26 protein-coding genes, 1 tRNA gene and 1 pseudogene are annotated in these 23,904 nt (G+C 72.1%); 15 read left to right on the plus strand and 13 right to left on the minus strand.

Going from position 1 to position 23,904, the window contains the following annotated elements; all coding sequences use genetic code 11:
* Positions 1–4: 4 nt before the first annotated feature.
* The 8 genes from A6A06_RS28865 (at position 5) to A6A06_RS28900 (ending at position 5,728) form a co-directional block, all read left to right on the plus strand.
* A complete protein-coding gene (locus A6A06_RS28865) occupies positions 5–1,189 on the plus strand; it encodes a GTP-binding protein (protein WP_073765911.1) in 1,185 nt (394 codons plus the stop codon).
* A complete protein-coding gene (locus tag A6A06_RS28870) occupies positions 1,174–1,569 on the plus strand; it encodes a Fur family transcriptional regulator (RefSeq protein WP_073764976.1) in 396 nt (131 codons plus the stop codon). The genes A6A06_RS28865 and A6A06_RS28870 overlap by 16 nt, the downstream gene beginning before the upstream one ends.
* Before the next feature lie 131 nt (positions 1,570–1,700).
* Positions 1,701–2,000 (plus strand): hypothetical protein, encoded by a 300-nt coding sequence (locus tag A6A06_RS28875; RefSeq protein ID WP_073764977.1) that lies wholly within the window; start codon positions 1,701–1,703, stop codon positions 1,998–2,000.
* Between the two features lie 116 nt (positions 2,001–2,116).
* Positions 2,117–2,707 (plus strand): LPXTG cell wall anchor domain-containing protein, encoded by a 591-nt coding sequence (locus tag A6A06_RS28880; RefSeq protein WP_199931244.1) that lies wholly within the window; start codon positions 2,117–2,119, stop codon positions 2,705–2,707.
* Positions 2,708–2,741: 34 nt separating this feature from the next.
* Positions 2,742–3,401, plus strand: coding sequence for an RNA polymerase sigma factor (locus A6A06_RS28885; protein WP_073764981.1), 660 nt, complete (start codon positions 2,742–2,744; stop codon positions 3,399–3,401).
* Positions 3,398–4,144 (plus strand): hypothetical protein, encoded by a 747-nt coding sequence (locus A6A06_RS28890; RefSeq protein WP_073764983.1) that lies wholly within the window; start codon positions 3,398–3,400, stop codon positions 4,142–4,144. The genes A6A06_RS28885 and A6A06_RS28890 overlap by 4 nt, the downstream gene beginning before the upstream one ends.
* Before the next feature lie 479 nt (positions 4,145–4,623).
* The gene (locus A6A06_RS28895) at positions 4,624–4,920 is read left to right on the plus strand and encodes a type II toxin-antitoxin system VapB family antitoxin (RefSeq protein ID WP_003986294.1); all 297 of its coding nucleotides are present in this window, start codon (positions 4,624–4,626) and stop codon (positions 4,918–4,920) included.
* A 133-nt stretch (positions 4,921–5,053) separates the two neighbouring features.
* Entirely contained in the window at positions 5,054–5,728 is a 675-nt protein-coding gene (locus tag A6A06_RS28900) for a LytR C-terminal domain-containing protein (protein WP_073765912.1), read from the plus strand.
* Positions 5,729–5,831: 103 nt separating this feature from the next.
* On the opposite strand, the gene upp is transcribed toward A6A06_RS28900, so the two are convergent.
* A complete protein-coding gene (upp, locus tag A6A06_RS28905) occupies positions 5,832–6,467 on the minus strand; it encodes a uracil phosphoribosyltransferase (RefSeq protein ID WP_073764985.1) in 636 nt (211 codons plus the stop codon).
* 422 nt (positions 6,468–6,889) lie between these two features.
* Between upp and A6A06_RS43820 the strand changes: the two genes are divergently transcribed.
* The 4 genes from A6A06_RS43820 to A6A06_RS28925 all read left to right on the plus strand — a co-directional run bounded on the left by A6A06_RS43820 (position 6,890) and on the right by A6A06_RS28925 (position 8,626).
* Positions 6,890–7,171 carry a hypothetical protein gene (locus tag A6A06_RS43820; RefSeq protein WP_443333798.1) on the plus strand — a complete coding sequence of 94 codons (282 nt, stop codon included), beginning with the start codon at positions 6,890–6,892 and terminating at the stop codon, positions 7,169–7,171.
* A 199-nt stretch (positions 7,172–7,370) separates the two neighbouring features.
* The gene (locus A6A06_RS28915) at positions 7,371–7,913 is read left to right on the plus strand and encodes a tRNA adenosine deaminase-associated protein (protein ID WP_073764987.1); all 543 of its coding nucleotides are present in this window, start codon (positions 7,371–7,373) and stop codon (positions 7,911–7,913) included.
* A 24-nt stretch (positions 7,914–7,937) separates the two neighbouring features.
* Positions 7,938–8,471, plus strand: a complete 534-nt coding sequence (locus A6A06_RS28920; protein WP_073764989.1) for a nucleoside deaminase — start codon at positions 7,938–7,940, stop codon at positions 8,469–8,471.
* Between the two features lie 68 nt (positions 8,472–8,539).
* Positions 8,540–8,626 (plus strand) — tRNA-Ser (locus A6A06_RS28925).
* A 339-nt stretch (positions 8,627–8,965) separates the two neighbouring features.
* Here the strand turns inward: A6A06_RS28925 and A6A06_RS28930 are convergent.
* From A6A06_RS28930 to A6A06_RS28955, 6 genes are all read right to left on the minus strand, one after another.
* Positions 8,966–11,167, minus strand: coding sequence for an FAD/NAD(P)-binding protein (locus A6A06_RS28930; protein WP_073764991.1), 2,202 nt, complete (start codon positions 11,165–11,167; stop codon positions 8,966–8,968).
* Positions 11,164–12,297 carry a 2-aminoethylphosphonate aminotransferase gene (locus tag A6A06_RS28935; RefSeq protein ID WP_073764993.1) on the minus strand — a complete coding sequence of 378 codons (1,134 nt, stop codon included), beginning with the start codon at positions 12,295–12,297 and terminating at the stop codon, positions 11,164–11,166. Before A6A06_RS28935 ends, A6A06_RS28930 begins: the two co-directional genes overlap by 4 nt.
* The gene (aepY, locus tag A6A06_RS28940; RefSeq protein ID WP_073764995.1) at positions 12,294–13,409 is read right to left on the minus strand and encodes a phosphonopyruvate decarboxylase; all 1,116 of its coding nucleotides are present in this window, start codon (positions 13,407–13,409) and stop codon (positions 12,294–12,296) included. Before aepY ends, A6A06_RS28935 begins: the two co-directional genes overlap by 4 nt.
* The gene (locus A6A06_RS28945) at positions 13,406–14,338 is read right to left on the minus strand and encodes an isocitrate lyase/phosphoenolpyruvate mutase family protein (RefSeq protein WP_073764997.1); all 933 of its coding nucleotides are present in this window, start codon (positions 14,336–14,338) and stop codon (positions 13,406–13,408) included. Before A6A06_RS28945 ends, aepY begins: the two co-directional genes overlap by 4 nt.
* 134 nt (positions 14,339–14,472) lie before the next feature.
* Positions 14,473–15,363 (minus strand): sterol desaturase family protein, encoded by an 891-nt coding sequence (locus A6A06_RS28950; protein WP_073764999.1) that lies wholly within the window; start codon positions 15,361–15,363, stop codon positions 14,473–14,475.
* Positions 15,364–15,391: 28 nt separating this feature from the next.
* Positions 15,392–16,078, minus strand: coding sequence for a lysophospholipid acyltransferase family protein (locus A6A06_RS28955; RefSeq protein ID WP_073765001.1), 687 nt, complete (start codon positions 16,076–16,078; stop codon positions 15,392–15,394).
* Positions 16,079–16,405: 327 nt separating this feature from the next.
* On the opposite strand from A6A06_RS28955, the gene A6A06_RS28960 reads away from it, so the two are divergent.
* Positions 16,406–17,617, plus strand: coding sequence for a cytochrome P450 (locus A6A06_RS28960; protein ID WP_073765003.1), 1,212 nt, complete (start codon positions 16,406–16,408; stop codon positions 17,615–17,617).
* Positions 17,618–18,143: 526 nt separating this feature from the next.
* Positions 18,144–19,004 (plus strand): AfsR/SARP family transcriptional regulator, encoded by an 861-nt coding sequence (locus A6A06_RS28965; protein WP_199931245.1) that lies wholly within the window; start codon positions 18,144–18,146, stop codon positions 19,002–19,004.
* 7 nt (positions 19,005–19,011) lie between these two features.
* Here A6A06_RS28965 and A6A06_RS42185 read toward each other — a convergent pair whose 3' ends face one another.
* Genes A6A06_RS42185 through A6A06_RS28980 form a run of 4 tightly spaced genes read right to left on the minus strand, consistent with a single transcriptional unit; the run spans position 19,012 to position 21,045 of the window.
* Complete coding sequence (locus A6A06_RS42185; protein ID WP_338015963.1) at positions 19,012–19,263, minus strand: FCD domain-containing protein; 252 nt, start codon at positions 19,261–19,263, stop codon at positions 19,012–19,014.
* Positions 19,182–19,691 (minus strand): FadR/GntR family transcriptional regulator, encoded by a 510-nt coding sequence (locus A6A06_RS28970; RefSeq protein ID WP_199931247.1) that lies wholly within the window; start codon positions 19,689–19,691, stop codon positions 19,182–19,184. The genes A6A06_RS42185 and A6A06_RS28970 overlap by 82 nt, the downstream gene beginning before the upstream one ends.
* Positions 19,688–20,452: a thioesterase II family protein gene (locus A6A06_RS28975; protein ID WP_073765007.1), complete on the minus strand. Its 765-nt coding sequence runs from the start codon at positions 20,450–20,452 to the stop codon at positions 19,688–19,690. The genes A6A06_RS28970 and A6A06_RS28975 overlap by 4 nt, the downstream gene beginning before the upstream one ends.
* Before the next feature lie 35 nt (positions 20,453–20,487).
* Complete coding sequence (locus A6A06_RS28980) at positions 20,488–21,045, minus strand: TIGR00730 family Rossman fold protein (RefSeq protein ID WP_073765009.1); 558 nt, start codon at positions 21,043–21,045, stop codon at positions 20,488–20,490.
* Positions 21,046–21,255: 210 nt separating this feature from the next.
* On the opposite strand from A6A06_RS28980, the pseudogene A6A06_RS43100 reads away from it, so the two are divergent.
* Positions 21,256–21,684 (plus strand): annotated as a pseudogene (locus tag A6A06_RS43100) (4'-phosphopantetheinyl transferase family protein); the annotation flags it as partial.
* Positions 21,685–21,842: 158 nt separating this feature from the next.
* Here A6A06_RS43100 and A6A06_RS28990 read toward each other — a convergent pair.
* Positions 21,843–23,552 carry a (2,3-dihydroxybenzoyl)adenylate synthase gene (locus A6A06_RS28990; protein ID WP_073765013.1) on the minus strand — a complete coding sequence of 570 codons (1,710 nt, stop codon included), beginning with the start codon at positions 23,550–23,552 and terminating at the stop codon, positions 21,843–21,845.
* Positions 23,549–23,824 (minus strand): hypothetical protein, encoded by a 276-nt coding sequence (locus tag A6A06_RS28995; RefSeq protein ID WP_079194431.1) that lies wholly within the window; start codon positions 23,822–23,824, stop codon positions 23,549–23,551. Before A6A06_RS28995 ends, A6A06_RS28990 begins: the two co-directional genes overlap by 4 nt.
* Between the last annotated feature and the right edge of the window lie 80 nt (positions 23,825–23,904).

Raw genomic sequence — 23,904 nt, forward strand, 5'->3', positions numbered from 1 at the left:
ACCGCTGCCCGTCACCGTGCTCTCCGGATTCCTCGGCGCGGGCAAGACCACGCTGCTCAACCACGTCCTGCACAACCGGGCGGGCCTGCGCGTCGCGGTGATCGTCAACGACATGAGCGAGGTCAACATCGACGCCGCGCTCGTCCGCGGCGGCACGGCCGCCCTCTCGCGCACCGAGGAACGGCTCGTCGAGATGACCAACGGGTGCATCTGCTGCACCCTGCGCGACGACCTGCTGGAAGAGGTCGGCCGGCTGGCGCGCGAGAACCGCTTCGACTACCTGCTCATCGAGTCCAGCGGCATCTCCGAGCCGATGCCGGTGGCCGCGACGTTCGCGTTCCCGCGCGACGACGGCGCGACACTGGGCGACCTGGCCCGGCTGGACACCATGGTCACCGTGGTCGACGCCGCGAACTTCCACGCCGCGCTGGCGGGCGGCGACGGCCTGGCCGAGCGCGGCCTCGCCCCGTACGAGGACGACGAGCGCACCGTCAGCGACCTCCTCATGGACCAGGTCGAGTTCGCCGACGTCATCGTCGTCAACAAGCTGGACCTGGTGGAGGAGGCGCGGGCCACCCTCCTCCGGGCCGCCCTCGCCCGCCTCAACCCGGCGGCCCGGATCATCACCGCCCGGCACGGCCGCGTGGCGCCCGCCGACATCCTGGGCACCGGCCGCTTCGACCTGGAGCGCGCCCAGCAGGCGCCCGGGTGGGTCATGGAGCTGAACGGCGACCACGTACCGGAGACCGAGGAGTACGGGATCTCCAGCACCGTCTTCCGCGCGGCCCGCCCCTTCCACCCCGGCCGGCTCTGGGAGTTCGTCACGGAGGGCATGGACAGCGGGGCGTACGGGGACATCCTGCGGTCCAAGGGATTCTTCCGCCTCGCCGGCCGGCCCCGGGTGACCGGCCTGTGGTCGCAGGCGGGTCCGGTCGCCCGCTTCGAGCCGTCCGGGGCCCACGACCCGGACCCGGACAGCCGCCCCGAGGACGCCCAGGAACAGGAACTGGTCTTCATCGGGACCGGGCTGCGGGCCGAAGCCCTGCACGCCGCCCTCGGAAGCTGCCTCGTCACGGACGCCGAGACACGCGGGAAGAAGTACGGCACCGACCCGTTCCCGGCCTGGGACACGTACGCGGCGGACGACACCTGCGAGCACGGGAGCGAACCGGCATGGGCGGGCGGCTGACCCGCCGGCGCGCCTCCGTCCTGCGGGTGCTGACCGCATGCCAGGACTTCGTCTCGGCCCAGGAGCTGCACGTACGGCTGGACACCGCCGACGTCCCCGTCGGGCTGTCCACCGTCTACCGCACCCTGCGCGCCCTGGAACGGGCCGGGCAGCTCGACGTCGTACGGGACGAGGCGGGCGAGCGCCTCTACCGGCCGCGCCCCGCCGACGGCCACCGCCACTACCTGATCTGCCGCCGCTGCGGCCGCAGCCGCCCGCTCGACGCCGACGTGGTGGAGCGCTGGGCCGAGCGGGTCGGCGCGGAGAGCGGCTTCAGCGCCGTCGAGCACACCGTGGAGCTCAGCGGCGTCTGCGCCCGCTGCACCGGGCGGCGCGCGTAGCCGGCGCGCGGCGATGCGCCGGGCGCCGGGACGGGGGAGACTCGGAAGGGGAACGCGCATCCATGGCGAGAAACGCGCGTCCACGGCAGGGAACGCGCGTCCATGGCGAGCAAGGAAAGAAGGTGCCTGCCATGACAGCCACCACCCACGCGCCGCATCCGAACCACCCCCACGAGCACGGCAGCGGCTGCGGCCACGTCGCCGTACCCCACGACGACCACGTCGACTACGTGCACGACGGCCATCTGCACCGCCCGCACGCGGACCACGCCGACGAGTGCGAACCCGCTTCCCACACCGTCCACGAGGGCCACGACCACGATCACCGCCCCGGCTGCGGCCACGTCTCCGTACCGCACGGCACCCATGTCGACTTCATCCACGACGGCCACCGGCACGCCGCGCACGAGGACCACTGGGACGACCACTGAGCGGAAATCCGCCCCGCAGAAAATTTCCGCCCCACCGGCAACCCCCGCCGCTCCCGCACGTCGTGACGGGTGAGGGCGTCACCCGGCGCCTTCCCGCCGAACGTGGAGCAGCCACCGTGAACCACTCTCGCACCTCCGCCTCGTCCCCCTCGCCCTGCCCGCCCGGCACCGCGTACACGCCCTCCGGCACCGCCGGGCGCGGGGCCCGCGCCCGGGTACGGAGCGCCGTGACCGCAGGACTGCTGGTGGCGGTCGCCTTTCCGGCGCTCTCCCTGACCGGTACGGCGTACGCCGAAGAACCGGCCGCGAAGGCGAGCTCCCCCAGCGCCGCCCCCGCGGAACCCGGCACCCCCGGCCCCGCGAAACCGGGCACCCCCGCCCCCGCGGAACCGGGCACCTCCGGTCCGAAGCCGGCCCCCGCACGTCCGAACGCCGAGCGCAGCGCCGCGCCGAGCGCCGAGCGCAGTGCCGCACCCAGTGCCGAGCGCAGCGCCGCGCCCGTCCGGGGTTCCGACGGCGACGCCACCCGCACGCCGGGCGACTCCGCCGCGAAGCCCGCTCCCGCCCCCGCCCCCGCCAGGGACGAACTCGCCAAGACCGGCGCTTCCACCACCACCAACGTGGCGATGGGCGTCGGCGCCGCCCTCCTCATCGCCGGTGGCGGCGGTGCCATGTACGCTGCCCGCCGCCGCAACAGCGCCGGCTGAGCAAGCCCCGAACGCCCTGACGGCCGAGGAACCGATGGAGTTCACCGCCGCCGCGCCCCTCGCCCCGGTACGGCCCGCCGTGCCGGGGCCTTGGCGCGCCCTGCGCCGGCGCCTGCTCCAGCGCGGCGCCCCGCCGGCCGCCCAGCGGTCCGCTTCCCGCGGAGCCCCCACGTACAGCGGGGGCGCCGCCGCTCACGCGCCCGGCGCCGGTCCCACCATCACCGACCTCTACCACGCGCACCGGCTGTCCATGGTGCGGCTGGCGGTGCTGCTGGTGGACGACCGGGCCACCGCCGAGGACGTCGTCCAGGACGCGTTCGCGGCCCTCTACAAACGCCACGGCGAGCAGCTCGACGAGGTCGACAACGCCCTCGCGTACCTGCGGACCGCCGTCGTCAACGCGGCCCGCTCGGTGCTGCGGCGCCGGCGCACCGCCCGCGACTACACACCCCCGTACGAAACGGATGCACCCTCCGCCGAGGAACGCGTCGTCCTCGACGAGGAACACCGCGAGGTCCTCGCCGCCCTCGGCCGCCTGACCGCCCGCCGCCGCGAGGTGCTCGTCCTGCGGTACTGGGGCGAACTCACCGAGGCGCAGATCGCGGCCACGCTGGGCATCAGCCGCGGCTCGGTGAAGTCGATCGCCAGCCGCGCGCTGGACTCCCTGGAAAAGATGCTGGAGGCGCGGGCATGACCGACCACAGACCCGGAACGGGAATCGGCCACGGCTACGGCCACGAACCCGGCTCCGGCTCCGGCTCCGGCTCCGGCTCCGGCTCCGGCCACGAGCACAACCACGGCCACGGCCACGGCCACAACTCCAACCCCGACCCCACCCCCGACCCCGCCGAACCCCACCCCCTCGAAGCGCGCCTGCGGGCCGCCTTCGTGGCCCGCGCCGGACAGATCGGCCCCCGCGACCTGCGGCCCGCCGCTCCCCCGGGTCCCCATCTGCGCCGCGTCCCGTTCCTCGGCGGGCGGCTGCGGCGTCTCGTGCTGCCCCTGGCAGCGGCGGTTACGGCGGCAGCCGCCGCGGTGGGGTACCTGTCCCTGACTCCCGACGCCCCGCCACGCCCCACGCCCGCGTCCTCGCCCAGCCCCGTACCGTCCCGCCCCGCTCCGTCCCCGACGTCCCCGTCCGTCTCGCCCACCCCTTCCCCCACCCCTGTCCCCTCGAAGCTCTCCCCCACTCCCCGGCGCTCTCCCGGTACCTCGCCCGGCCCCACCACACGGCCCGACGGGCCTTTCCCGAGTCGGCCGCCCGCCGACCCGTCCGAGAACACCCGGTCCTCGGAAGCGCGCCGGCGGACGTCCGCACCGCCTCCGCACGGGGCGGACCGCTCCTCGGACGAGGTGGACCGCTCTTCGGCGACGGCCTCGCCCAACCGGCGCCCGTCGGACCGCGCGGCGCCCCCGGTCCGCACATCCGGCCGCTGAGAGGCGCGCAGGGGCGCGTAGTGGCGCTCGGAGGCGCACGGGGGCACCCCGGGGCGCAGCCCGGCGGGCGGGCGCCGGCCGGAGCGCTTATCACCCGCTCCGGGCCACGGCTGCCCGGCACGACGAGCCGTACCTCGATCGTGTCGAATTCACCCGCCCCACACGCTTCACGGGCTTTGCGGAAATTCGGCACTCTTTGCGGTCCGCACCGCGCGCCCGTTCCGCCCACCGCGACCCGCCGGACACTCGTTTCCGGCCGTCCTCGGGAGCACGTTGCGCCACTTTTCCGCTGCGGCACCGCCTCTCACCGGACGGGGCGGCCCTCCTCCCACCACGGCCGCGCGGGACGCGCACCGCCCTTCCCGCCCGGCCCGCTCCACCACTTCCCCGCACCTCACTACGGAAATGCCCCTCTTTGCCGCCTTCGCTCTGCGACCGCATGGCTGCGCCCGGAGCCGGTGGCCCGGTAGGCTTTCCGTGTGATCTTCAAGCGCATCGGAAATGGGCGGCCGTACCCGGACCACGGCCGGGAAAGCACCCGCCAGTGGGCGGATGTTGCCCCTCGCCCGGTACGCCTTGACCAGTTGGTGACGACCAAGCAGCAGCTCGACCTGGAGACGCTGCTCGCCGAGGACTCCACCTTCTACGGCGACCTCTTCGCGCACGTCGTGAAGTGGCAGGGCGACCTCTACCTGGAAGACGGGCTGCACCGCGCCGTGCGCGCGGCCCTCCAGCAGCGGCAGGTGCTCCATGCCCGCGTGCTGGAACTGGGCTGACGCCCCCGCCGGGCCCGCCCGACACGGCTCCGTCCCCTGATCGGCGGACCATATTGGCCCTTTCGGGTGGGGTCTCGCGCCACGCATTGATCATTTAGTAGGCATGGGCCCTGGCCCGCACTACGCTGCGAACATGAGCATGCTGACGCCCCCTGGCATGGGCGGTAAGAAGTACCGCATCACGGGCGACAGATATCCGCGGATGCGCCGCCCCCGTCACCGTCGGCGGATCACCCTGGTGATCACCGCCGCGGTCTGCGCCCTCGCCCTGGCCGGCTGGGGCACGTTGCAGCTCATCGACGTCTTCGGCGGCAAGGGCGGCACCGCCCAGGCCGCGCAGGACAAGAAGAAATGCCCCGGCAAGAGCGGCCAGAAGCCGGCCGGGGCGCTCGTCGCCGGTACGGGCGCCGGTGCTGCCGGTACGGGCAAGCCGCTGCCCAAGCCCGCCGAGGTCACCGTCAACGTCTTCAACGCGACGGCACGCGGCGGACTCGCCAAGTCGACCGCGGACGAGCTGAAGAAGCGCGGCTTCAAGGTCGGCAAGGTGGGCAACGCCCCGCCCGCCTACGACAAGAAGGTCAAGGGCACCGGCGTGCTGCTGGGCGCGCGGACGACGGCCGAGGGCGCCCAGAAGGTGCTGGGCACCCAGCTCGTCGGCGCGGAGCCGAAGGCCGACACCCGTAAGACGGGCGACGTCGACCTGATCATCGGCGACACGTTCAAGGCCCTGGCGGAACCGGCCGCGGCCCAGAAGTCGCTCACCGCGCTGACGGCCCCGTCCAAGACGGACCCGCGCTGCCCCAAGTGACCCGTCCGGGCTCAGCCCGTTCCGCCCGAACGCCCTTCAGCCGCCACCGCCACTGCCACCGCTGCCTCTGTCGCTACGGGTACGGGTACGGCTACGGCCGGCCTCAGCCCGCGGTCCCGTACATCCGGTCGCCCGCGTCGCCCAGTCCGGGGACGATGTAGCGGTCGGGGTCCAGGCACTCGTCCACGGCCGCCGTGACGACCGTCACCGGCGCGCCGGCCAGCTCGCGCTCCATCACCTCGACGCCCTCGGGCGCCGCCAGCAGGCAGATCGCGGTGACGTCGTCCGCACCGCGGTTGATCAGTTCCCGGATCGCCGCGACCAGCGTGCCGCCGGTGGCCAGCATCGGGTCGACCACGTACACCTGGCGGCCCGAGAGGTCGTCCGGCATCCGCGTGGCGTACGTGTGGGCCTCGTACGTCTCCTCGTTGCGGACCATGCCCATGAAGCCGACCTCGGCCGTGGGCAGCAGCCGGACCATGCCGTCCAGCATGCCCAGACCGGCGCGCAGGATCGGCACGACCAGCGGGCGGGGGTGGGACAGCCGCACTCCGGTGGTCGCCGTCACCGGGGTGTCGATGTCGACCTGCTCGGTCCGCACATCGCGGGTGGCCTCGTACGCGAGCAGGGTCACCAGCTCGTCGGCGAGACGCCGGAAGGTCGGGGAATCGGTGCGCTTGTCGCGCAGGGTAGTGAGTTTGTGCGCCACCAGCGGGTGGTCGACGACGTGGATCCGCATGACATCGACAGTAGCCGAGGTCGCGGGCGCCGGTGCCCGCCCGTCCGCGCCGCGCGGTCCGGGAACGGATTCCGCCCCGTTGGCATCGGACCACCGGTCCGGGGGAAAGTGGGCACAAACGCCCGGTCCGTCGCACCGGCGCCGGGCATGGACCTCGTCCCAAGGCGGTGTACGGCGTGCCCGACGGGAATGGGAGCGGAAACGGAACCGGAACCGGACGCGTCGGCGGACGCGGCGGCGGGAGCGGCAGCGGCAGCGGCCATGCGAGTCGCCGCCGGACCAGCAGGGGAGCCGGTTCCAGGCCCGTACGCGCGGCACGGGAAGCAGCGGACAAAGCCGTGGACCGGACGCCGCGGCCCACCACGGAACGCCCCACGGAACGCCCTGCGAAGCCGGTCACAGGCCCGGCCGCCGACCCGCCCATGAAGCTGACCGCGGCCCCGTCAGCCGCGCCACCACCCCCCACGCCCCACGCCCCTCCACCCACTCCACCCACCCCGCCTACCTCTCCCCCCTCTCCCCCCTCCTCCCACTCCGACGACGGCGCGACCGGCGGTGAGAACGACGCGGCGCGCCGACGCCGGCGCGCCCAGTTCCTGCGCGATCTCAACGAGGCCAAGGAACTGCGCGACCGTGTCCAGCCGCGCCGCGCCCGAGCGGCACGGATGCGGCAGGCCATGAGAATGCGCACGTTCCGCTGGTAGCCGAACGCCACTACTGCCTCGTCAGAACCTCTCGCCCCACAAGGCGTGACCCACATCTCTCGGAACGGCCGCACGACGCAACGCCGAAGACCCCGCGCAATCGCGTTGTTTCTGCCACGATTCCGATGGGCGGGGACCTGCGGCGCCGAGGCGCCGCCCCGTCCGGCCCGGCACGCCTATGACCAGTGGGAGAGTCACGGTGTACTTCGCCGCACTGCTCGCGCGCACCGAAGACGGGTGGGAAGCGAGCGACACGGAGCTCGACAATGTGGAGACCCTGACCGATCTGGCCGACCTGGCCCGTGAGGCCGCGGTCGACGACGACACGGTGGTGGCATACATCGAGCAGGAAGGCACGTGGTTCGGAGTCGTCCGCGTGGACGGCGAAGACGATCCGCGGATCTTCATCTCGAACGCCGCCGCCGCTGCCCGCAGCTCGTACGGTGCGATGCTCACCGACGAACTGCTCGGCCGCGACGAGGACGGCACCGACGACCTCGACAGCCTCGACCTGGACGGTACGGAGGACGGCGAGCCCGAGACGGCGGACGGTGGAGGCGAGGGCGAGGAGACGGCGACGGCTTCCGACGCCCCCGCGCCACCACCCGGCCCGCTCGGCGACCCGGCCCTGCTGGCCGACCTGGGCATCGGCGACAAGGAGCTGCTCGCGCTCGACGCCGACGCGTTGTCCGAGATCGCCGACGCCCTCGGCTGCACGGACGTCCTGGAGGCCGTGAGATAACGCCCGTCACGGACACTGGGAGGCATGACCGCCTCCTTGCCCGACCCCCTCCACGCCCCGGCGCCCGACCCGCTGCGCGATCCCTGGACCGCGGCGATGCGACGGGCGCTGGACGAGGCTGCCCTCGCCCCCGGGACCGGTGACGTCCCGGTGGGCGCCGTCGTGCTGTCCGCGGACGGCACGGTGATCGGCACCGGCCGCAACGAACGCGAGGCGACCGGCGACCCCACCGCACACGCCGAGGTCCTCGCCATCCGGGCGGCCTCCCGCACGCTGAGCAGCGCGCCTCCTGACGGCGGGAGGCGCGCGGGCGACTGGCGGCTGACCGGCTGCACCCTCGTCGTCACCCTGGAACCGTGCACGATGTGCGCGGGCGCCATCGTCCTGTCCCGCCTGGACCGCGTCGTCTACGGAGCGGCCGACGAGAAGGCGGGCGCCGCCGGCTCCCTCTGGGACGTCGTACGCGACCGCCGCCTCAACCACCGCCCCGAAGTGATCACCGACGTCCTGGCCGCCCCCTCCGCCACCCTCCTGACCACCTTCTTCCGCTCCCGCTGACCCCCGCCCACCCCCACCACCGGCAACCGATTTCGGCGTACGGGCCCCCGTGGGCTAGAGTTCCTCTCGGTAGCGTGTCCGAGCGGCCGAAGGAGCGCGCCTCGAAAGCGCGTGAGGGGGCAACCTCTCCGTGGGTTCAAATCCCACCGCTACCGCTTATAACATCCCCCTGATCTGCGGAGACGCGATCAGGGGGGTGTTTTGTGTGTGGCGTGTGCAACCCGGTCGGACGCTGTTTCCCTCAAGGACCCGGGCCTTCGCGCGGGGCAGTGGTCAGCCTTGCCGACGGAAGTTGCCGCCACGGGTGTCCAGGGTGAGGACCTCGATGCCCGCCTCCCGGGCGTCAGCGATCAAGGCAGCGGCCTCGGCACGCACGCCGTGCGAACCGCCTTCGCACGGCACGGCGCTACAGAGGCACTCCGCGCGGCCACCGGTGTGCTGCTGCTCGGGGCAGCCGGCCTCGCAGTGGTGCGCCTGGTACCCGGCGAGGCTCGTCAGGGCAGGTGCCGGAAGTCCGCCAGCCAGGTGACGGTGTCCCTCATGACGTAGTGGTCGGAGTCCGGTCTGAGGGCGGAGAACAGGAACGACCTTTGGCCCTCGGCAGGGGGGCCGAGAACGGTGACGCGCTCCTCGGCGGTCCCGTCGCGGCGCAGGGGGTGGAAGCGGTCCGTAAGGTCGAGGCCGCCCGGTTCGAACGTCTCCCCGTCCGCGGAGGTGTTGCGCCACAGCCGTACGGTTCCCCGGCCGATCAGGTTGCGGAACAGTGGCGACGCGTCCTGCTGCGGGGCGAAGGGGTGCACCCTGGCATCGACCAGGGTGGCCGCCTGGAAGGAGGCGCCGGTGGCGGGGCCCCGCACCTGGAAGCGTCCCGTGGCGGGGTCCGGGTGCGCCGTGGCGCCGGGGCCGGTGCCGACGTCGAGGATTTTGTGCCGGACGAGTGCCAGGATCCGTTCCATCACCTCGGGGGCCGCACCGTTGGCGAAGCGGTTGTGCAGCCGCACGTACCGGGTGAGGAAGACGCGCTGGGAGGCGGGGTGCAGCCCGCCGCCGTCCACCGCCCGAGAGATCACCGGACGCAGGTCGCGCCAGACGCCGTCCGCCGCGGCCTTGTGCGGGTTGTCCACGTTGCCCTGGGCGGCCCATCTCTGGTCGCGTTCCATGAAGTCGAGTACGGCCTGGCGGTACCGTCCGGGCGTGCCGAGGCAGGACGCGTCCAGAGGGCGGAGGGCGCGTTCCCAGTCGAAGCGGTTGCCGCCCGGCCGCTCGTCGAGGCACCACGGTGAGGCCCATGACGCCATGGCCTTCCGCAGGTCGTCCGGGCCCTGGTGCCACGCCGCCCGTGCCTCGGTGCCCCGGCCGGTGCCGAAGACCACGTCGGCCCAGCGGTGCAGCGCGTCCTCGACCGACCAGCCATGGCCCGGTGCCTTCGGGGCCGCGGGACCGCCTTCGCCCTCCAGTACCGCCTCAAGAGCCGCGGCGATGTCGTCCACGGCGGCCTCCAGCCCGCCGAGCAGCCGTGTCGGGTCGGTGGGGCGGTCTCCGTGGGACGGCCCGCCGGCCAAGAATTCGCCGTACGCGGCGCTCACCCGGCCCCGCAGGAAACCGGCTGCCCGCTGCCCGAACAGCGTGGCGTAGTGGAGGTAGGCCATCTCCAGTACGACGAGCGGCAGGACATCGCGTTCGAAGTCGAGCTGACCGGTGCCGTCTGCGGACGGGGTGCCGACGGCCGCCCGGAGCCGGTCCACGGCCTCGTGAGTGAGGAACGCCCCCCGGTGTTCGAGGCGGCCGGGGTCCTCTTCCTTGCGATTGTCGGGACGGGCGAAGGTGAACACTCCCGCCTCGCTGAAGGCCAGGAGTTTCGCCGGTTCGGCCCCGCTGGGCCGGTAGCTCAGCCCGCCCTCGGGGCGGGGGACGAAACTGCCGCCCCGCCCCTCGGTCAGGTACAGGATCGCGTCGATCGCGGTGAGCCCCAGCCCGGCGATGCCGACGACGTGGCCGGGCCCGGTGATCCGCGGCGGCAGGGCCCTGTCCAGCGGGTAGGCGTACGGAACGTAGGCGCACCCGGTCCGGTCGGCGAAGTCCGCCAACGCACGGGTGCGCGGCGCACGCCGCGGGTCGTGGTGCGTGTGCCCCGTCACCAGGAGGACGTGATCCGCGGGGAAGCGCTCGCCGTCGGCGGTGTGCACCCGAAGACCGTCATCGTGCGGCTCGATGTCCACCACCTCCACGGGGTGGAGCGAGACCTCGACTCCGGGGCACGCGCGCAGGTCGCGTACGTAACCGGCGAACATGTCCTGAAGGGCCATCCCGTGGACGTAGCGGCGGGGCCAGTCCTCGGGGGCGAGGTCGAGGTCGGCGTGACCGGTCTCGGCGAAGCGCCGGCGGCACCACTCGTGGAGGGTGGGCCGTGCCGCGACCGGCCGCAGCGGTCCGGCGTCCGTCACGGACTCGTCCGCGGCGAAGGACACCTGGCGGCTGACGCGGTTCAGATAGCTACTCCGCGGCTGCGAGGGGCTGTGCGCCTCGCCGGACCCGAACTCCCCCGACCGATCGTAGACCCGTATCTCCAGACGCACGGTGCCGTCCAGCCGGGCGATGTCCGCCGACAGGCGTTCCAGCGCGTACGTGGCCCGGGGCCCGCCGCCCACGACGGCCAGCCGGCGGACGGTCCGGCCCGCACCTCGCGTCGTGGTCACCGGCTGTCGCCCCCGGCCGCCGGTTCCCGGAGCGTCGGCAGGACCTGGCCGAAGGCGGCGAGGAACGTGTCGATGTCCCGCTCGTCCATGGCGCCCATGGTGGAGAGTCGGAAGAAGCCGGCCGCCAGCTGTTCCTGGGCCGCGTAGATGACAAATCCCCGTTCCTTCAGGGCCCGGTGCAGGTTCGCGTAGGGCACGCCATCGGGAAGGCGTACCGCCGTGAGGCTCACCGCCCGGTGCCACGGGTCGAGCGGGATGCTCAGTCCCAGCTCGGTGAGCCCGGCCCGCAGTTTCCCGGCGAGTGCGCCGTAGCGCCGGCCGCGGGAGGCCACGCCTTCCGCGAGGGCGAGGTCCAGTGCGGCCTCGAAGGCGTAGAACAGGGGGACCGCGGGGGTGAAGGCCGGTGCGCCGGTCTTCACCTGTGCCGCGTAGTGCCGACTCAGGTCGAGGTAGAAGCTGCGCGACGGGTGCGTGGCGAGTTCCTCGAAGGCGGACCGGGGTGCGCAGACGAACGCGAGGCCCGGCATGCCCTCCAGACACTTGTTGGCCGTGCCGACAAGCCAGTCGATGCCGTCGCGTACGGCGTCGAGAGGTTCCGCGCCCACGCTGCTGACCGCGTCGACGATGATCCGGCGGCCGTGCGCGCGGGCCGTCGAGGCGAGGGCGGCCACGTCGTTGAGCATGCCGGTGCTCGTCTCGTGGTGCACCACCGCGAGGTGGGTGAGGCCCGGGTCCGCACCGAGCGCCCGGCCGACCGCGTCCGGGTCGACGGGTGTTCCCCAGCCGAGTTCGAGGCGCACGCAGCGGATGCCGTGGGCGGACGCGATGTCGTACAGGCGCCTGCCGTAGTGACCGTTGTCCACGACCAGCAGCCCGCCGTTCTCCGGGAGGGCGGAGGTGAGGGTGGCTTCGAGGGCCGAGGTGCCGGAGCCGGTCAGGACGACCGAGGTGTGATCGTCCCCGGCTCCGCAGACGGCGGTGATCTTCCGGCGTACCCGGGTCATCAGCGCGCCGAACTCCGGCTCGCGGTGGCACAGGTCGGGGCCGCCGAGCGCTTCCCGTACGGTCTGGGCGGTGTTCACGGGTCCGGGGTTCATCAGAACGGTCCGGACGGGAGGACGGGCCGTCATGCGGTGACCTCCGCGGAGAAGCGCGCGGCCGAGGCCGGCGGCGGGAGAGCCGGTCTGCCGAGTCCGGGGTCGGAGTAGGGGGCGACGTGGACCCGGAGCAGTGCGGGGCCGTCTCCGGACGGTGGCCGGGACAGTGCCGCCGACAGGGCTTCGGGGTCGGCCGCTTCGGCGGCCGACCCATACCCGCAGGCCCTGGCCACCGCGGCGAAGTCCACGTGGCCGGAGCCCGTCGGCTGTCCGCCCGTCGATTCGTAGGCGCCGTTGTCGAAGACGATGTGCAGCAGGTTCGGCGGCGCCGTCCGGCCGATCGTCGCCATTGCCTCCAGCCGCATGAGCGCCGCTCCGTCGCCATCCAGGACCACCACGTGTTTCGAGGGCGCGTGCAGGGCGACGCCGAGCGCCACGCTGGAGGCGCAGCCCATCGACCCGACGACGTAGAGATTGCCGGGCCGGTCCCAGTCCCGCTCCAGCTCGCGCGCGGTCCTGCCGGTCGTGGCGACGACCAGCGACCGGCCGCCGAGGACCTCCATGACGTGACCGATCGCCTCGCTGCGCAGGAGGGTACGGCTCTCGCCGGACGGCTGGTCTGGTGTGCGGGGAGCGGGCGCTATCGCGCCCTTGGGCACGAGGAAGGCGAAGGGCAGGCCGGTCGCTTCCATGTGGGCCGAGGCGGTACGCAGGCGTTTCGCCAGCTCTTCCGCGGTGTCCGGCAGGATCTCGTGCCGGACGTTCATGGCGGTGAGCAGCTCCGGCGTGATCTGCCCCATCAGCTCGTGCTGGGGCTCGTCCGGAGCGCCGGGCCGACCGCGCCAGGTGACGAGGAGCAGGACGGGCAGCCGCAGGGTGTGGCAGAGCGAGGTCAGCGGGTTGACGGCGTTGCCCAGGCCGGAGTTCTGGAGGATGACGACGGGGTGCCGTCCGGCCAGCCGGGCACCGGCGGCGAGGGCCACCGCTTCCCCTTCGTTGGCCGCGACGAGGTAGTCGTCCGGGTAGCGGTCCTGAAGGCAGCTGATCACCGGTCCGAGGAAGGAGCACGGGACCCCGGTGAACGGCCCGAACCCCCGGTCGCGGAAGGCCGTGACGACCTCGTCCGCGTCGAGCGCGTGCGTCAAGACGCCACCTGCCCCGCGACGGGCACGCCGGTGCCGCGGACGAAGCGCTCCTCGTCCTCCTTCAGCGCCGCCAGCCCTTGCAGCGCGAACACCGTGGAGAGCGGGGCGATCCGCTCCTCGATGGCCGTGCTGCGGCCGTCCCGCAGGATGGAGTCGAAGGCCTGCGTGACGGCACTGATCGTCGCGCGCAGACCGTGGTTGGCGTAGATGACCATCTTCGCCCCGGCCGCTTGCAGCTCGTCCGCGGTGATCGTGTGGTAGGTGGTGGGGACCACGACCACGGGGACGTCCGGGCGCCAGTGCCGCAAAAACTCCAGTACGGGGGCGGGAGATTCGCCCTTGGCGTGGATGAGTACGGCGTCCGCCCCGGCGTCCGCGTACGCCTCGCCTCGCGCCAGCGCCTCGGCCATGTCCCGGCCAGCGATGAGGGCCTCGATACGGGCGATGACCATGAGGTCGCCGGAGCTCCGGGCGCTTCCCGCCGCCTCGATCTTGCCGCAGAACTCGTCCACCGGCGCGAGGTTCTGCCGTCCGGGGACGAAGCTGTTCACCTTGGGGAACACCTTGTCCTCGACGCTGACGGCGGCGATGCCCGCGCGTTCGTAACGCCGGACCATGTGCATGACGTTGAGCGCGTTGCCGTACCCCGCGTCGCAGTCGGCGACCAGCGGGACGTCCACGGCGCCGGCCATCGCGCCGGCGACCTCCAGGAGGTCCGACATGGTGAGCAGGTCGCAGTCGGGCAGTCCCTGCGACGCCGAGATCTCCAGGCCGCTCGACCACACGCCCTCGAACCCCGCCCGTTCGGCCAGGCGCGCCCCGAGGGGGGTGTGAGCGCCGGCCAGGCGGATGATTCCCGGCCGCGCGAAGAGTTCCCGCAGGCGGCCGGCTCCCGTTGCCGTGCGGCTCGTGGTGGTGTCGGGCGTCATGAAATCCCCCTGTTTTCGTCATTCTTCATGGCGTCGGATTCGGGTGTGGCCGGTGCTGGGCGTCCGGGAATGGCGTCACGTTTCGAATCCGCCGGCCGTCGTATGCCGTTCCGCCGCGGCCGGCGCAACGGGTCTCAGGCGGAAACGTGGTCGTTCGCCGCCGCTGCCCGGACTTCCGCCGCGGGGCGCCATCCGGGAGGGCCGAATACGTATCCGGCGCGGTCCCGCCAGGTGCGGGCCAGCCGGATGTCCCGCAGCATCCGGGAGAATTCATGCCACTGGATCTGCCAGATGCCGTGGGTGTCGATCTGCTGCGTCAAGCCGTAGGTGGGGCGGTGCAGCTCGGGCTGGAAGGTGCCGAACATCCGGTCCCAGACGATCAGGATGCTGCCGTAATTCTTGTCCAGGTATTCCGGATCGCTGCCGTGGTGCACCCGGTGGTGGGAGGGCGTCACGAAGACGGCCTCGATGAACTTGGGGAGCTTGCCGATCTTCTCGGTGTGGGCGAAGAGCCCGTAGAGCAAATGGACCGAATGCATGGTGAAGACGAGCACGGGAGGAACGCCCAGCAGGGGAAGCGGCAGCCACATCAGCTTCTCGAACCACTGCGCCCACTTGCGCCGGAGGGCGACGGACACATTGAGGTACTGGCTGGAGTGGTGGACCTGATGGCCCGCCCAGAGCATGCGGACCCGGTGGGTCATCCGGTGGTAGACGTAGATCGTGAGGTCCACGCCGAAGAAGAGGACCACCCACGTGTACCAGGCGTCCGCGGGAAGCCGGAACGGTGCCACGTACGCGTAGAGCCACGCGTAGAAGACCAGCGCGGCCGTGCGCAGCACACTGGAGACGGCCAGGGCGCCGAGGCCGGTCAGTACGTTCGCCCGGGTGTCCCGCGCGTCGAAGCGCCTGCGGTCGTCGCGGTCCAGGCGTATGGCAATGAACTCGACGGCGATGATCAGGGCGACCACGGGGAGCGCGTAGATCACCGGGTCGTGGAGTCTTTCCGAAAGGTGCGAGAACAAGGTCTTCCCCGTGGCGGTCGCTGGTCGTTCAGTGGGCGGTCCGGCCGGCCGGTGCCTTGTCCTTCGAGGCGTACCGGTCGGCGTATTCGAGTCCTGACAGTTCCTGTACCTGCCGCATGATCTGGTCCGTCACGGACCGGCGCAGTCTGGGGTCGCGCTCCGAACCCACCTGCCCGGGAAAGCGCATGGGAGCTCCGAAGTGCATGTCGAACCGGACCGGGCGGGGCAGGAGGCTGCCGAGCGGCTGCACCTTCTCGGTGCCGGCCAGTCCGCAGGGCACCACGGGCGCGCCGGTCGCCATGGCCAGCCAGCCCACGCCCGTACGGCCGCGGTGGACGCGTCCGTCCGGCGAGCGCGTGCCTTCCGGATGGATACCGAAGACGCGCCCCTCCTCGATGACCCCGCGGGCCTGTTCCAGGGCGGCGACTCCTCCGGGGCCGCCGTCCCGCTCCACCGGCACGATACCCACGGCGCTGAAGAAGACTTTGCTGACAAGACCCTTCAGTCCGGTTCCGGTGAGGCGCTCGGCCTTTCCAATGAAGCAGACGGGCCGCTTGGTGGCAATCGATATGAAGACGTGGTCGGAGAACGACAGATGATTTGCCGCAATGATGCACGGACCGGATTGTGGAATGTTTTCCGTGCCGCTGATGCGTGGCCGAAACAGTATACGCATCAAGGCGGCAAGAATTGCCCTGAGTGAGGAGCGAAGCATGATCCGCCTCGATTGGTTCGCTGGATTGGTTCGCCAAGCAGGTTGGCCGAGTCGGTTAGCCAGGCCGGTTCGCCGGAGTATGAACCGCAGCCCTGCCGGCGCGTCCGATGCCTTCGCTGCGGGACGCGGCGAGTCTAGCAATGCGCGGTGCTATTCCCGCTAAAGCGTGACTAACCGGCGAGGTAAGCGAGGCCGGGTATAACGGCTAATACGGCCCATAGTTTGATTGACGGCCCGGCGATAACCGGCATCGTGAGACTTCCGGCAAACGTGGCGAAGAGCCCGTGCGCCCGTAACGCCCGACCAGGAAACGGAGAACCGCCGCACATGAACCACACTCCCCGCGCAGCCGAGGCACTGTTCACGCCCGAGGCCCGGGACAATCCGGTCCCGGTCTACCGCGCCCTCCATGCGGGCGGGCCCGTCCACCGGCTCGACGACGCGTGGGTGGTCGTGTGCGGGTATGCGGAGGTGGACGAGGTGCTGCGCAGCCCCGTATTCCAGGTCAAGGACAGCGGGTTCCGCGAGCGGACGCGGCCGGGGTGGACGGCCGAACACCCCTCGGCGGCCATGGTCGGCGATTCGGTGATCCGCGCCCGCGCGCCGCACCACGAGCGGGTACGGCGCCTGCTGAGCCGCCCCTTGACGTCCCGCCGGGTGGCCGGTCTGCGCACAGCGGCGCTGGGCCACACCCGGGAACTGCTCACCGGACTCGGCGCGGGGACCGGGCCGGTGGACTTCGTCGACGGATTCGCCTATCCGCTGCCCATCGCGGTGATCTGCGACCTGCTCGGCGTGCCCGTCGAGGACCGGGGCTGGTTCCGCGGCCAGGCCACGGACCTGTCGTACGTCCTGGAGCCGGCCGGCCGTGAGCGCGATCTGACCAGGGCCGACGCCGCCGCGAGCGGGCTCATGGAGTACTTCGCCCGGCTCGTCGGGCTCCGGCGCCGGCAGCCGGAGCAGGACCTGGTCAGCTCTCTGGTCCAGGTGAGCGACGGCGACGGGGGACGGCTCAGCGAGCGTGAACTGGTGGCAAATCTGGTGCTGATGCTCGCCGCCGGCTTCGAGACCACCGCGAGCTTGCTGGCCAACGGTCTCGCGGTGCTGCTCGACCGTCCGGCTGACCGGGAGCGGCTGGCCCGGGATCCGTCCGCGGCGGCGGCCTGGGTGCAGGAGGTCCTGCGCTACGACCCGCCCGCGCAGGCCACCGACCGCTGGGCGACCGAGGACACGGAGATCGGCGGGGTCCGGGTCCCGGAGGGCACCCAGGTGCTCCTTCTGCTGGGCGCGGCGAACCGGGATCCCCGCCGGTTCGCCGCGCCGGACGACTTCGATCCCGGGCGCGCCGACAATCAGCCGCTGACTTTCGGGGCCGGTCCGCATTTCTGCCTGGGTTCGGCGCTCGCCCGCATGGAGGCGGAGATCGCCTTCCACGAGCTCCTCGCGAGATACCCCCGGATCGCGTCGGCGGGAACGCCGGTGCGCACCGACCGGCTGGCCCTCCGCGGCCATGCCGAATTGCTCGTGACGCTGGGCTGAAACATTCGCTTACTCAGCACTTTGCACGGTGTGCTGAGATTCCGACCGTCACGGCTTTGTTTCGTACGGTACGCGGACCTCCGGCCGCAGGGGACATGCCCAAGTCGTCTCAGGTGATGTGCGGCTACGCGACCGTAGTAAATGAGCGGTCCGGCGTCCGGTGCCACCCGTGTCCGGGCGGATGCGGTAAAGGGGCACTAAAGCTCAGGAAAACCCGGACCGGCCGGTCCGGTTGCGCGGGACGGCATCGCTCCGGCAATAGCCGCCATCCCTCCTTCACCGGTCCTCCGGCCGCGCTGTGCGGGTGCCGGGCCCTGGCGCACTTTCACCCCCGGCCCGGACGGCGGGGGACCAATGGATGTCCCGTTTACTCCTTACGAGGTATTTTGCGGGTCAAGAGGAGCATGACGTGGCGGCGCCTGACGAGCCGCGGAGAGCGCCCTTCGAGCCGACCGACACTTGACGAGCCACCTAGTGTCCGCCAAAGATCCAACCGGCTCAGCCGTGTCGCGGAGAGCCGGGGGCGATGAGCACGGTCGCGGCCGGACTGCGGGTTCGCGGCCAGATAAGCAAGCAGGGGGATGATCGTATGAAGATCCGAATACTCGGCCCGCTCGAAGTGCGAACGGACTTGGGGGAAGAAGTCACCCCTCACCCCCTCAAACTCCGTTCGCTTCTCGCCGCCCTGTGCATCAATTCCGGGCGGCCGGTCACCGCGTCACACCTGATCAATGTCCTCTGGTCGGACAGGCCACCGCGTACCGCCGCCACTGCTCTGCAGGTCTACGTCTCAAAACTGCGCAAGCATTTCCACAACGTCGGAATCGACCCGGGCGTACTCACGACGACACCGGCCGGCTATGTCCTCCGCCCCGCCGGTCCGGTGCTGGACCGGGACCATTTCGACTCACTGGTGACGCGTGCCCGTGCCGCCGCGGGAGCCGGCTGTACGGAAACGGCCGCGAGCGCCTTTTCACAGGCGCTCGCACTCTGGAGCGGACCGGCGCTCGCCGACCTCCGGGACGTCCCAGCGCTGCGCGATTACGCCCGCCAGATGGATGAGCGGCGTAATTCAATCTACGAACAGTGGCTCGAACTCGAAATCGACCTCGGCCACCACTCGATGCTCACCAGCGAATTGTACGGGCTCATCGCGGAGAAACCAATCTGGGAGAACCTGTATTTCTTCCTCATGATTTCGCTCTACCGCAGTGGCCGGATATCCGAATGCCTGGAGGTCTACAACCGCATCCGCCGCATCCTGATCGAGGAACTGGGCATGGAGCCGAGTGCGCGGCTGCAGAGTCTGCACCGAGCCGTACTCTCCCGGGAGCCGTGGCTGGACCCCTCCGCCGCCCAGCTCGCGGCGGGAGCCGCCGCGCGCTGACGGCCGCTCAGGCGGCGCCGCCGGGCACCTCCGTGCCCGGCGGCCGGCGCAGCAGCGAGGAGAGGTGGGCGTCCGCCTCGGCCCGCGCCCGCCCGGCGTCGCCGTCCCGGACGGCTTCCAGGAGCCTGCGGTGGGAGGCGAGGCCCGGCTCGGCGTGGCAGGGGTCCACGCAGGTGATCACGCTGGCCAGCACCTTCTCGTAGAAACTCCGGTACAGGTCGGCGAGCACACGGTTGCCCGTGTACTCCACGAGCGCCACGTGGAACTCTGTGTCGCGCTGCGCCAGCGTCTCCCACCGGCGGGCGCGCACGCGGAGAGCCGGGCGTCCAGCCCGTCCAGGCCACCCTCGTCCGCCACGTGTGCCGCGAGCCGTGCGGCTTCGATCTCCAGCCCTCGCCGTACCTGGAACACTTCGCGCAGCTCGGCCGTGCGCAGCCGACGCAAGGCGCCGGACAGTTCGCTGGTGGCCCGGACGTACGTTCCGCGGCCCTGCCGGACGTGGAGCAGCCCGGCGTGGGAGAGGGCCTGGACCGCCTCGCGGACGGTGTTGCGCGCCACCTGGAGTTCGTCGGCGAGTACCGACTCGGTGGGAATGCGCTGTCCCACGGGCCACGCCCCGGCGGTGATCCGCTCCCGCATGTGCTCGATGACCTGGTTGACCAGGAGGGAGCGGCGGACCACCGTCATGACGAAAGCCTCGCCGTCAGTTCGGCGTTGAGTACCTCAAGAAAGGAATCCGCGTTGTCCCGGAGGAAGAAATGCCCGCCTTCGACCTCGTGACACCGGAATGCCGCGGTGGTCTGTTCCGCCCAGGCGCGGACGTGCTCCGGCGGGGCGAGCGGGTCGCCGGGGCTGGTGAACGCCGTGACCGGGCAGGGCAGAGGGGCTTCGGCACGGTACCGGTAGGTGTCGACCACCTCCAGGTCGGCACGCAGCACCCGGATCACCATCCGCCGCAGCTGCTCGTCCTCGAAGACCCAGGTCGGCGTGCCGTGCATGGCGATGACGCGCTGGACGAACTCCTCCTCGGGGAGGTGGTGAATGGCCGGCCACGGCGGCGGCACCTGGGCCGCGCCCCGACCGGACACGATGACGAACTCCGGGTCCGGGAGCCCTTCCGCGCGCAGCCACCGCGCGGTCTCGAAGGCGAGCAGGCTGCCCATGCTGTGCCCGAAGAGGGCGTAGGGACGGTCGGTGTGCCCGGCCAGCACGGCGCCGAGCCCGGCGACGACGTCGTCGAGCCTGCGCAGCGGTTCCTCACGGAAGCGCTCCTCACGGCCGGGCAGCTGTACGGCGTTGGTCTCCACGCCCGCCGGGAGCCGGTGGGCCCAGCCGCGGTACATCGATGCTCCGCCGCCCGCGTAGGGGAGGCAGAAGAGCCGCAGCCGGGCGTCGCTGTCGGGCCGGGGGGCGATCAGCCACGGGCTCGTGCGGTGCGTCGTTTCCATGATGTCCTCCGGGACCTTTCCGTGGGTGGGCCGGTTCAGCGCGACGCGACGGCGGGAAGCCGTCCGGCGCAGGCGTCCAGGGCTTCGGCGACGGTCCGTACGCGCCGCACCGCCGCCAGCGAGCGCTCTTTCAGGAAGCCGCGCGCCCGGACCCCGGCGAGCCAGTCGAGCAGGCCGCCGAAGTGGTCGTCGGGGTCGAGCAGGACGATGGGCTTGGCGTGCGCACCGACCATGTGTTCCGTCCACGCGGTGAAGATCTCGTCGCAGGTGCCGATGCCGCCCGGCAGCGCCAGCAGGGCGTCGGCCGCCTCGGTCATCCGCCGCTTGCGGGCACCCAGGCTTTGGGCGACGACCAGCCGGTCGCTGTCCCGGTCGGCGCGGTGCAGCAGCGAGTCCGAGACGATTCCCACCGTCTGTGCGCCGCTCGCACGGGCGGCGGCGGCCACCGCGCCCATCATCGAGACGTGTTCGCCGCCGGAGATCAGTGTCCATCCGCGGGCGGCGATGGCGGTGCCCACCTCTTCCGCCAGTTTCAGGTACCGGTCAGCGACCATGTCCGAGGAGCTGCAGAAGACACACACCGAAAGAGCCATGGAAGCCGTCCTGTCCGATTCGTCGTGCGAAGGGGTGGTGGCCGCGTGGTTGCCGTCGTCGACATGAAGTCCGAACTGCCGAAGGGCGCCGTCCACGTGTGGTGGGGAACGGTGGGCGGCGTGCGGCCGCGCCACCGCGACCTGCTCGGCGCGCAGGAGCGGGAACGTCTCGCGCGGTTCCGCAGGCCCGGTGACGCCGCCCGGTTCGTCATGGGCTGCGCCCTCGTCCGGCTGGCCGTGAGCGGGTATACGGGCATCCCGCCACGGGAGGTGCCCGTCGTCCGTGTGTGCGACGGGTGCGGAGGGCCGCACGGCAAGCCCCGGGTGGGCGCGGGCGGTGGCATCGAGGTGTCGCTGTCCCACTCGGGCGAGCACATCGCGCTCGCCGTCGCCCGAGAGACCCCTTTGGGCATCGACGTGGAGAGCGGTGACGGGCCTGCCGATCTGCTGCGGCTCGCTCCCCGCGTGCTGTCGCCCACGGAGGCCCTTGAGTACGGACGCCTGCCGGAGTCCGAACGCCGGCGCCGGGTGCTTTCTGTGTGGACGTGCAAGGAGGCGGCGTTGAAGGCGACCGGCGACGGCCTGCGGATACCCATGCGCCGGCTGGAGATCGGCGACCCGGAGGGCACACCGTGGCTCAGGCACTGGGAGGGCCGGCCGTGGCCGGCCGGGACGATGAACCTGGCCCGGCTCGACGCGCCCCGGGGATACTCCGCGACGCTGGCTGTGCTCGGGCCGCCCGGTTTCACCGTGCGCCATGGGAAGTTCGCGCGCCTGGCCCGGATGGGTACGGAGCATCAGCGGGCGGTCCGCCCGGCTGTCCCCAGCCGCGCTGCCTCGGCGCGCAGGGCCACCTTGTCCACCTTCCCGACGCCGGCCAGTGGCAGCGCCTCCACCGGTACGAGCCGTTCCGGCAGCTTGTAGCGGGCCAGTCCCTCGTCCTCCAGGAAGCGCCGCAGCTCGCGCAGGGTGGGTGCCCGGTCGTCGGCGCCCACCGCGAAGACACACACGGCCTCCCCGTACAAGGGGTGTGGCATGGCGACCGCGGCGGCGGCACGGATGCCGGGGTGGGTCAGGACGAGGGCCTCCAGCTCGTCCGCCGGTATCTTCTCGCCGCCCCGGTTGATGACGTCCTTCACGCGCCCCGCGACCACCAGGCCCCCGCTGGGGTGCAGCCGCACCAGGTCGCCGGTGCGGTAGTACCCGTCCACCGTGAACGCGCGGGCGTTGTCCTCGTCCTCGCCGTAGTAGCCGGCCAGCACGCTGGGTCCCCGGGTGAGGAGTTCACCGGTCTCCCCCGCTGCCACCTCGCGGCCGGACCCGTCGACGACGCGCAGTTCGTCCCCGGCGGCCGAGGGGCGGCCCTGCGTCTCGTCCACCACGGGTTCCGGGTCGTCGAGCCGGGTGAAGTTGAGCAGGCCCTCGCTCATGCCGTACACCTGCTGCACCCGGCACCCCAGATGGTCACGGGCCCGGCGGGCGGTGGTGGCGTCCAGGCGCGCGCCGCCGACCTGCAGGACCTCAAGGCTCGTGAGGTCGTGCTGCCGCTCTTCGGCGGCCGCCAGCCACTGGAGGAGGACGGCGGGCGCCAGGGCGCAGTGGGTCACGCCTTCACGCTCGATCAGCGCCATGGTCCGCCGGGGGTCGTCGGGGGAGTCAAGGACGATCCGGCCGCCGCGCGAAAGCGTGCCGAGGATGCCGGGGTGGCCGAAGACGAAGCTGTGCGCGGCGGGCAGCACCGCGAGGTAGACGGAGGACGCGGACAGCCCGGACACCTCGGCAGCCGAGCGGATCACGTGCCCGAACGCCTCGTGCGGGCGGGGAATCGCCTTCGGCGGGCCGGTGGTGCCGCTGGAGAGCAGGAACAGCGCGTTGTCCCGCGGGCCGGGTGGTTCCGGTGCGCCGGTCGCGGCGGGCTCCGGTCCGAGGTCCGGGGCGGCCACGCCGGGCAGGACGCCGCCCAGGGCCAGCGCGGTGAGGTCGGCCAGGTCCGGCCGGGTGCGGACGGTCTCGTCCGCCTCGTCCCGGTCGTCGCGCGTGACGAGCAGGGTGCGGATGCCCGGGTGGCGCTCCCGCAGCCGCTCGGCCATCGCCAGGTGGTCGAAGCGGCGCACCCGGCGCGGTACGGCCATCGCGACCGGCCGGGTGACGCGTATGACGTGGTCGAGTTCGTGCTCCCGCAGGGCTGGCAGGGCCACCACGGGAGGAGCGCCGAGCCTGATCAGGGCGAGTGTGGTGACCACATACTCCAGGCTGTTGGGCAGCTGTACGAGGACATGGTCACCCCGTCCGATGCCCAGGCGGCGCAGCCGGGCCGCGGCCGTCTCGACGGCCGCGGCGAGTTCACCGTAGGTGAGCCTGCGGTCGCCGTCGACGACGGCACAGCGGTCCGGGTGCTCCCGCGCGGTGCCCAGGGCCACATCGGTGACGAGCAGGGGCTGCCACCAGCCGCGCCGGCGGTACTCCTCGGCGCGCTCGGCGGGGACGCGCACGATGTCGTCGGTCACCGGGTGCCTCCGCCGGTGGCCCGGTGCTCGTCCCGGTCCTCGGTCTCCGCTTCGCCGTCGACCAGTTCGGCGAGTTCGGCGAGCGAGTAGTCGTGCCGGTCCCAGAGGTCGACCTGGGTGTGCAGCCGCTCCTCGATCTCCAGTTCCAGCTGGGCGGTCTCGGTGGAGTCCAGGCCCAGTCCGGACCGTAGCCGGGAGCCGGGCGTCAGCTCGTCCTGCCGCGCGCCCAGCTCCATGAGAATGCTGCACAGTTCATCGAGAGTCGCGTTCACCGAACCTCCTGGAGAAGGGCTTCTTCGCGTGGACTTTTGACGGTAAACCGGGTGCCGGACGGTCGTAAGCCGTGGGATGT

This window comes from Streptomyces sp. CB02923 (assembly GCF_001905005.1).
GTDB lineage: Bacteria > Actinomycetota > Actinomycetes > Streptomycetales > Streptomycetaceae > Streptomyces.

What these genes read in the sequence shown, in the direction of transcription:
- A6A06_RS28935 (WP_073764993.1), bottom strand. Translation starts at nt 12,297, where the DNA reads ATGACGGCCCGTCCTCCCGTCCGGACCGTTCTGATGAACCCCGGACCC.
- A6A06_RS28960 (WP_073765003.1), top strand. Translation starts at nt 16,406, where the DNA reads ATGAACCACACTCCCCGCGCAGCCGAGGCACTGTTCACGCCCGAGGCC.
- A6A06_RS28920 (WP_073764989.1), top strand. Translation starts at nt 7,938, where the DNA reads ATGACCGCCTCCTTGCCCGACCCCCTCCACGCCCCGGCGCCCGACCCG.
- A6A06_RS28965 (WP_199931245.1), top strand. Translation starts at nt 18,144, where the DNA reads ATGAGCACGGTCGCGGCCGGACTGCGGGTTCGCGGCCAGATAAGCAAG.
- A6A06_RS43820 (WP_443333798.1), top strand. Translation starts at nt 6,890, where the DNA reads ATGAAGCTGACCGCGGCCCCGTCAGCCGCGCCACCACCCCCCACGCCC.
- A6A06_RS28970 (WP_199931247.1), bottom strand. Translation starts at nt 19,691, where the DNA reads ATGACGGTGGTCCGCCGCTCCCTCCTGGTCAACCAGGTCATCGAGCAC.
- A6A06_RS28945 (WP_073764997.1), bottom strand. Translation starts at nt 14,338, where the DNA reads ATGACGCCCGACACCACCACGAGCCGCACGGCAACGGGAGCCGGCCGC.
- A6A06_RS28890 (WP_073764983.1), top strand. Translation starts at nt 3,398, where the DNA reads ATGACCGACCACAGACCCGGAACGGGAATCGGCCACGGCTACGGCCAC.
- A6A06_RS28870 (WP_073764976.1), top strand. Translation starts at nt 1,174, where the DNA reads ATGGGCGGGCGGCTGACCCGCCGGCGCGCCTCCGTCCTGCGGGTGCTG.
- A6A06_RS28975 (WP_073765007.1), bottom strand. Translation starts at nt 20,452, where the DNA reads ATGGAAACGACGCACCGCACGAGCCCGTGGCTGATCGCCCCCCGGCCC.
- A6A06_RS28955 (WP_073765001.1), bottom strand. Translation starts at nt 16,078, where the DNA reads ATGCTTCGCTCCTCACTCAGGGCAATTCTTGCCGCCTTGATGCGTATA.
- upp (WP_073764985.1), bottom strand. Translation starts at nt 6,467, where the DNA reads ATGCGGATCCACGTCGTCGACCACCCGCTGGTGGCGCACAAACTCACT.
- A6A06_RS28885 (WP_073764981.1), top strand. Translation starts at nt 2,742, where the DNA reads ATGGAGTTCACCGCCGCCGCGCCCCTCGCCCCGGTACGGCCCGCCGTG.
- A6A06_RS28875 (WP_073764977.1), top strand. Translation starts at nt 1,701, where the DNA reads ATGACAGCCACCACCCACGCGCCGCATCCGAACCACCCCCACGAGCAC.
- A6A06_RS28980 (WP_073765009.1), bottom strand. Translation starts at nt 21,045, where the DNA reads ATGGCTCTTTCGGTGTGTGTCTTCTGCAGCTCCTCGGACATGGTCGCT.
- A6A06_RS28900 (WP_073765912.1), top strand. Translation starts at nt 5,054, where the DNA reads ATGAGCATGCTGACGCCCCCTGGCATGGGCGGTAAGAAGTACCGCATC.